This window comes from Borborobacter arsenicus (assembly GCF_003934165.1).
GTDB lineage: Bacteria > Pseudomonadota > Alphaproteobacteria > Rhizobiales > Rhizobiaceae > Pseudaminobacter > Pseudaminobacter arsenicus.
Genome location: NZ_ML133515.1, coordinates 21501 through 27500, shown reverse-complemented (window position 1 = coordinate 27500; position 6000 = coordinate 21501). Strand labels below are relative to the sequence as shown.

Here is a 6000-nt window from a genome sequence, read left to right as displayed (position 1 = left end):
GAAAGGTGAAAAGCACCCCGACAAGGGGAGTGAAAGAGTACCTGAAACCGATTGCCTACAAACAGTGGGAGCCTGCAATGGTGACCACGTACCTTTTGTATAATGGGTCAGCGACTTAGTGTGACGAGCAAGCTTAAGCCGGTAGGTGTAGGCGTAGCGAAAGCGAGTCTGAACAGGGCGTTCAGTTCGTCGCATTAGACCCGAAACCGAGTGATCTAGCCATGAGCAGGTTGAAGGTAAGGTAACACTTACTGGAGGACCGAACCCATAACTGTTGCAATAGTTTGGGATGACTTGTGGCTAGGGGTGAAAGGCCAATCAAACTCGGAAATAGCTGGTTCTCCGCGAAATCTATTTAGGTAGAGCGTCGACCGAATACCCCAGGGGGTAGAGCACTGGATGGGCTAGGGGTCCTCACCGGATTACCAAACCTAACCAAACTCCGAATACCTGGGAGTACTAGTCGGCAGACACACGGCGGGTGCTAACGTCCGTCGTGGAGAGGGAAACAACCCTGACCAACAGCTAAGGTCCCCAAGTTATGGCTAAGTGGGAAAGGATGTGAGGATCCCAAAACAACCAGGATGTTGGCTTAGAAGCAGCCATCATTTAAAGAAAGCGTAACAGCTCACTGGTCTAAATAAGGGTCTTTGCGCCGAAAATGTACCGGGGCTAAAGCCATACACCGAAGCTTTGGGTTTGATCCGCAAGGATCAAGCGGTAGCGGAGCGTTCTGTAAGCTGATGAAGCCATATCCGCGAGGAGTGGTGGAGGTATCAGAAGTGCGAATGCTGACATGAGTAACGTAAGGGGGGTGAGAGACTCCCCCGCCGAAAGTCCAAGGGTTCCTGCTTAAAGTTAATCTGAGCAGGGTTAGCCGGCCCCTAAGTCGAGGCAGAAGTGCGTAGACGATGGGAATCACGTTAATATTCGTGAGCCTGGAGGTAGTGACGGATCATGTGTGTTGTCAGGTCTTATCGGATTGATCTGGCGGCGAAGTGGTCCCAGGAAATAGCTCCTCCTTATAGCCCGTACCCGAAACCGACACTGGTGGACTGGTAGAGTATACCAAGGCGCTTGAGAGAACTATGCTGAAGGAACTCGGCAAATTGCACGCGTAACTTCGGAAGAAGCGTGACCCCTTTGCACGCAAGTGTGAGGGGGTGGCACAGACCAGGGGGTAGCGACTGTTTATCAAAAACACAGGGCTCTGCGAAGTCGCAAGACGACGTATAGGGTCTGACGCCTGCCCGGTGCTGGAAGGTTAAGAGGAGGGGTGCAAGCTCTGAATCGAAGCCCCAGTAAACGGCGGCCGTAACTATAACGGTCCTAAGGTAGCGAAATTCCTTGTCGGGTAAGTTCCGACCTGCACGAATGGCGTAACGACTTCCCCGCTGTCTCCAGCATAGACTCAGTGAAATTGAATTCCCCGTGAAGATGCGGGGTTCCTGCGGTTAGACGGAAAGACCCCGTGCACCTTTACTATAGCTTTACATTGGCATTCGTAGTGGCATGTGTAGGATAGGTGGTAGGCTTTGAAGCCAGGGCGCCAGCCTTGGTGGAGCCACCCTTGAAATACCACCCTTATTACTATGGATGTCTAACCGCGGCCCGTCATCCGGGTCCGGGACAATGTATGGTGGGTAGTTTGACTGGGGCGGTCGCCTCCTAAAGAGTAACGGAGGCGCGCGATGGTGGGCTCAGAACGGTCGGAAATCGTTCGCTGAGTGCAATGGCATAAGCCTGCCTGACTGCGAGACTGACAAGTCGAGCAGAGACGAAAGTCGGTCATAGTGATCCGGTGGTCCCGTGTGGAAGGGCCATCGCTCAACGGATAAAAGGTACGCCGGGGATAACAGGCTGATGACCCCCAAGAGTCCATATCGACGGGGTTGTTTGGCACCTCGATGTCGACTCATCGCATCCTGGGGCTGGAGCAGGTCCCAAGGGTATGGCTGTTCGCCATTTAAAGCGGTACGTGAGTTGGGTTCAGAACGTCGTGAGACAGTTCGGTCCCTATCTGCCGTGGGTGTAGGAATATTGAAAGGATCTGTCCCTAGTACGAGAGGACCGGGATGGACGTATCTCTGGTGGACCTGTTGTGGCGCCAGCCGCATAGCAGGGTAGCTATATACGGACGGGATAACCGCTGAAGGCATCTAAGCGGGAAACCCACCTTGAAACGAGTATTCCCTGAGAGCCGTGGAAGACGACCACGTTGATAGGCCGGGTATGGAAGTGCAGCAATGTATGAAGTTTACCGGTACTAATAGCTCGATTGGCTTGATCGTTCTCATTACTTGTGCTCATCGCTTCGCGATGATCAGTTATCGCTCACGCTTGTTCCGCCCTTCGGGCGGCGCTGCGCGGGCGCGGCGCATCAGCGCCGACGGCCGGTCGGCCTTGCGAAGCCAGCGCTTCGTGGGGTGCGCAGGCGTTCAAGCGCACATAAGGACAACTGGCTACGCCAGCAGCTTCTCGAATAACATGCGCTTTGCCGACCTGGTGGTTATGGCGGAGCGGCTGCACCCGATCCCATTCCGAACTCGGCCGTGAAACGCTCCAGCGCTGATGGTACTTCGTCTCAAGACGCGGGAGAGTAAGTCGCCGCCAGGTCTGCCAAGCGCATGTTAAATCTTCTTTTTCGATGAGGCCCGCCACGACGGGAATAGCGGGCCGCTTACGCGGCCTTTCCTTATTGGTGGCCAAAAGGTCTTGCCAGCGGCAAGTGGTGACGCGGGGTGGAGCAGCCCGGTAGCTCGTCAGGCTCATAACCTGAAGGTCGTAGGTTCAAATCCTACCCCCGCAACCAATCCCCCACAGACCGATATACATCTGCACCCGTCGGCTGGCGGAAAGCGATGCTTTCCTGGCCGAGGTAGCTCCTCGTTCTGCGCACCATAACCTGAAGGTCGCAGGTTCAAATCCTACCCCCGCAACCAATCCATCTGAAACTTTACAGCCAGATAAAAGCCGCCCCGAGGGCGGCTTTTGCGTTTGTGACGTTTCCATGCCCCATTTCTTCAGCAGATGGGTTATTTGGTGTCGTTTGCTGCTCGTTTTGGGAAGAATCGCTTTGTGCGTCCCCTCGGCGTAGGGGGCAGCTATGAACGGCCGAATAGACGCTGCTACGCCAATTTCGCCAGCATGACGCATCCTACGGGTGCGCCATGCTGCGAGAGATTCCCCGGGTTTTGCGAGACCAGAAAAGCGCTCCTCATCCCCTGACGGGAATTCTATGTGCCGTCTCGCAAATGTGCGGTTGATCGCGTCGAGGACCGGTCCTGGAGGGCCGTCATTTGCAGTGAGTTCGGATGATTTACGCGCATAGCTCCGCGCGTCGGCTGCGAATCCGTTGTGCGATCAACCTGCCGATTTGAAGCTTCCGGGTGATTTGNCGATGCTTTCCTGGCCGAGGTAGCTCCTCGTTCTGCGCACCATAACCTGAAGGTCGCAGGTTCAAATCCTACCCCCGCAACCAATCCATCTGAAACTTTACAGCCAGATAAAAGCCGCCCTACGCGTGATCGTGGTGCGCCGGCCCAAATACGCCTGCCGCGCCTGCGAGGACGTGGTCGTTCAGGCTTCGGCGCCGGCACGGCTGATTGAAGGCGAGCTGCCGACCGAGGCCACCGTCGCCCAGGTGCTGGTGTCCAAATATGCCGACCACCTGCCGTCTTATCGTCAGGCGCAGATCTACGCCCGGCAGGGCATCAATCTCGACCGCTCGACGCTCGCCGACTGGATCGGCCTCGCCGCTTGGCACCTGCGTGCGGTCCACGAGCGACTACTGGCGAACCTGAAGTCCTCGCAAGCTGTTCGCCGACGAGACCTCGGCGCCAGTGATCGACCCCGGCCGCGGCAAGACGAAGACAGGACAACTCTGGGCCTATGCCCGCGACGACCGGCCATGACCTTGTCGACAGACTGTGGGGCGAATGGAAGGTGTCAACCAGGTGCGCCAGCGCGACACTGCGGATCGACCGTTCGCTCTATGTCTACAAGTCGAAGCGCGGCGGTCAGGCCGATCTGAAACAACGGATCAAGGAGATGCGGGACGCGCGTGCGCTACGGCTATCGAGGGGAAGATGTCGTGCTGACGCTTGAACGGATCTGCGGCACGGTCGGCTATCCCCGTCGATCGCCGTAGAAACCGGCGCTTGACGCAAAGCGAGGCAGGCGGGGGCCGTATTGTTAGACACCGATGGGGTCGCGTGGACGCCGGACGGGTTTCGATCTTCCTGGCGCAAGACCTGCGCTGGGATAGTCGGCGTTACCATTTAATGACCTGCGGGGGGCTGCCGTCACGCGGCTCGCGCTCGCCGGATGCACCGAGGCCAAGATCGCGACGATTACCGGCCATTCTCTGCAGGATGTGCGCTCGATCCTCGACGCGCACTACCTGCACCGCGACCCGGAATTAGCGAAAACCGCGATCAAAAAGCTCGAAACAAGAACGAAAAGTCCAAACCAAGCGCCAAACTGACCCTGAATATTCTAATCTCGGAGCGGAAAAAACATAGCAAAATCAAGTGGCTGGGGAACCTGGATTCGAACCAGGACTAACGGAGTCAGAGTCCGCTGGTCTACCGTTAACCTATTCCCCAGCAGGGCAGTCGTAGCCGATCGAAGGGCTTGTACGACAGGTCATGCGCGGGCAAGGCCACGCTGGTGCTTTTTAGCCATGGGCGGAAAATAGTCAAGGGCACAACGCATTTCAAATCATTCGCCGGCAGGCTGCGATGAAGGGCGGGCGGTAGAGCAGCCAGGCGCCTTGCCGGCGCAGGGTTGAGGAATCGGATAGGGCGCACGTGCCAGCGTCACACCGCTCTACGCTGGGTTAAAGGAGGGCGCAAATGCTGGCGGCGCGCACGTCGGGTTGAAGGGCGACCTGAGGACGCAAGAAGCAGCCGGCCTCGCTACAGTCTCAAGTGCCTGGTTACGAGAGCATTTTGGGGCCAAGCAGAATCAGACAGAGCGGCAGTCGGGATTATCCGTGTGTCCGCCGTTCTCCTGCAGGCCTATTGTTGCCGCTGCGCAAATTGCGAGCGTTCGAACACCAGCACCACGCCGAGCGCCAGAATCAGCGGAATGATGAGGTAAAACAGCCGGAAAGCGAGCAGGGCCGAAAGTACGGCCACACGGTCCATGTCCGGCAGGCCGGCGAGGAAGACGATCTCGAGAACGCCCAAGCCGCCCGGTGCATGCGACAGCAGCGCGACCGAAAAAGCGATGACGAACACGCCAAGCACGATGAAATAGCCGGGGTTTCCGGCCGCCGGCAGGGTGAAATAGATGATCGCGGCGGCCGCCATCAATTCGATCGGGCCGATGATCATCTGGCGCGCCACGATCGGAAGCTTCGGATAGTAAAGCTGGAAACCACCGATGCGCAGAGGCTTCAGGCCGAGCCAGCTGCCGAACACATAAAGACTGATGAGCGCGAGCGTGGCAAGGCCGGTCGTGCGAGAGGCCGAAATCGGCAGCATGTCGACGAATCCGTCCAGCACTTCGGGCTCGAACAGAAGCAGGATCGCGCCGAGCAGCGCCACGCCGAGCACGAAGGTGAAGGAGCATAGTGCCACCAGCACGCCGACCTCCTGCCCGCTCAGCCCCCTCGTGGCATAGGCGCGGTAGCGGATGACGGCGCCTGAAACCACCGAGGCGCCGATATTGTGCGACAGCGCATAGGTGGTGAAGGAGCAGATGGTGATGAAGGAGAAGGGGACCTTCCTGCCCAGATGCAGAAGCGCGATGTGGTCGTAGCCGGCGAGTGCGGCATAGGCGACCAGCGCGCTCGCCGCCGCAAGCAGCCAGCCATGCAGCGGAATTGCCCTCAGGCCGTCACCGACATCTTCGAGCGAGATGCCGCGCAGTTCATGATAGAGCAGCCAGACCGAGAAGGCGACCGCGCATAGCCCGACCAGGGGCCACAGATAGGTCTTCAGTTTCATCGCGCCATGCCGTGCGATTCTCCTTTTTCCGGTGGGCCGCCCCCAA

The 6000-nt window shown here is 58.0% G+C and carries 1 protein-coding gene, 2 tRNA genes, 2 rRNA genes and 1 pseudogene (1 of these 6 cut by a window edge); 4 read left to right on the top strand and 2 right to left on the bottom strand.

The genetic code is table 11. The features are described 5' to 3' along the window. The 4 genes and pseudogenes from EET67_RS07155 to EET67_RS07140 form a co-directional block, all read left to right on the top strand. Positions 1-2291: ribosomal RNA gene (locus EET67_RS07155) — 23S ribosomal RNA — on the top strand (it extends 523 nt beyond the left edge of the window). Between the two features lie 210 nt (positions 2292-2501). Next, positions 2502-2616: ribosomal RNA gene (rrf, locus tag EET67_RS07150) — 5S ribosomal RNA — on the top strand. A 119-nt stretch (positions 2617-2735) separates the two neighbouring features. Further along, a tRNA-Met gene (locus EET67_RS07145) sits at positions 2736-2812 on the top strand. A gap of 693 nt (positions 2813-3505) precedes the next feature. After that, a pseudogene (locus EET67_RS07140) lies at positions 3506-3911 on the top strand (IS66 family transposase); the annotation flags it as partial. Positions 3912-4533: 622 nt separating this feature from the next. Here the strand turns inward: EET67_RS07140 and EET67_RS07130 are convergent. Next, a tRNA-Gln gene (locus tag EET67_RS07130) sits at positions 4534-4607 on the bottom strand. Between the two features lie 414 nt (positions 4608-5021). After that, positions 5022-5954, bottom strand: a complete 933-nt coding sequence (locus EET67_RS07125; RefSeq protein ID WP_128625521.1) for a lysylphosphatidylglycerol synthase transmembrane domain-containing protein — start codon at positions 5952-5954, stop codon at positions 5022-5024. Positions 5955-6000: the final 46 nt, after the last annotated feature.

Coding starts and splice junctions, on each gene's coding strand:
- EET67_RS07125 (WP_128625521.1), bottom strand. CDS start 5,954: ATGAAACTGAAGACCTATCTGTGGCCCCTGGTCGGGCTATGCGCGGTC.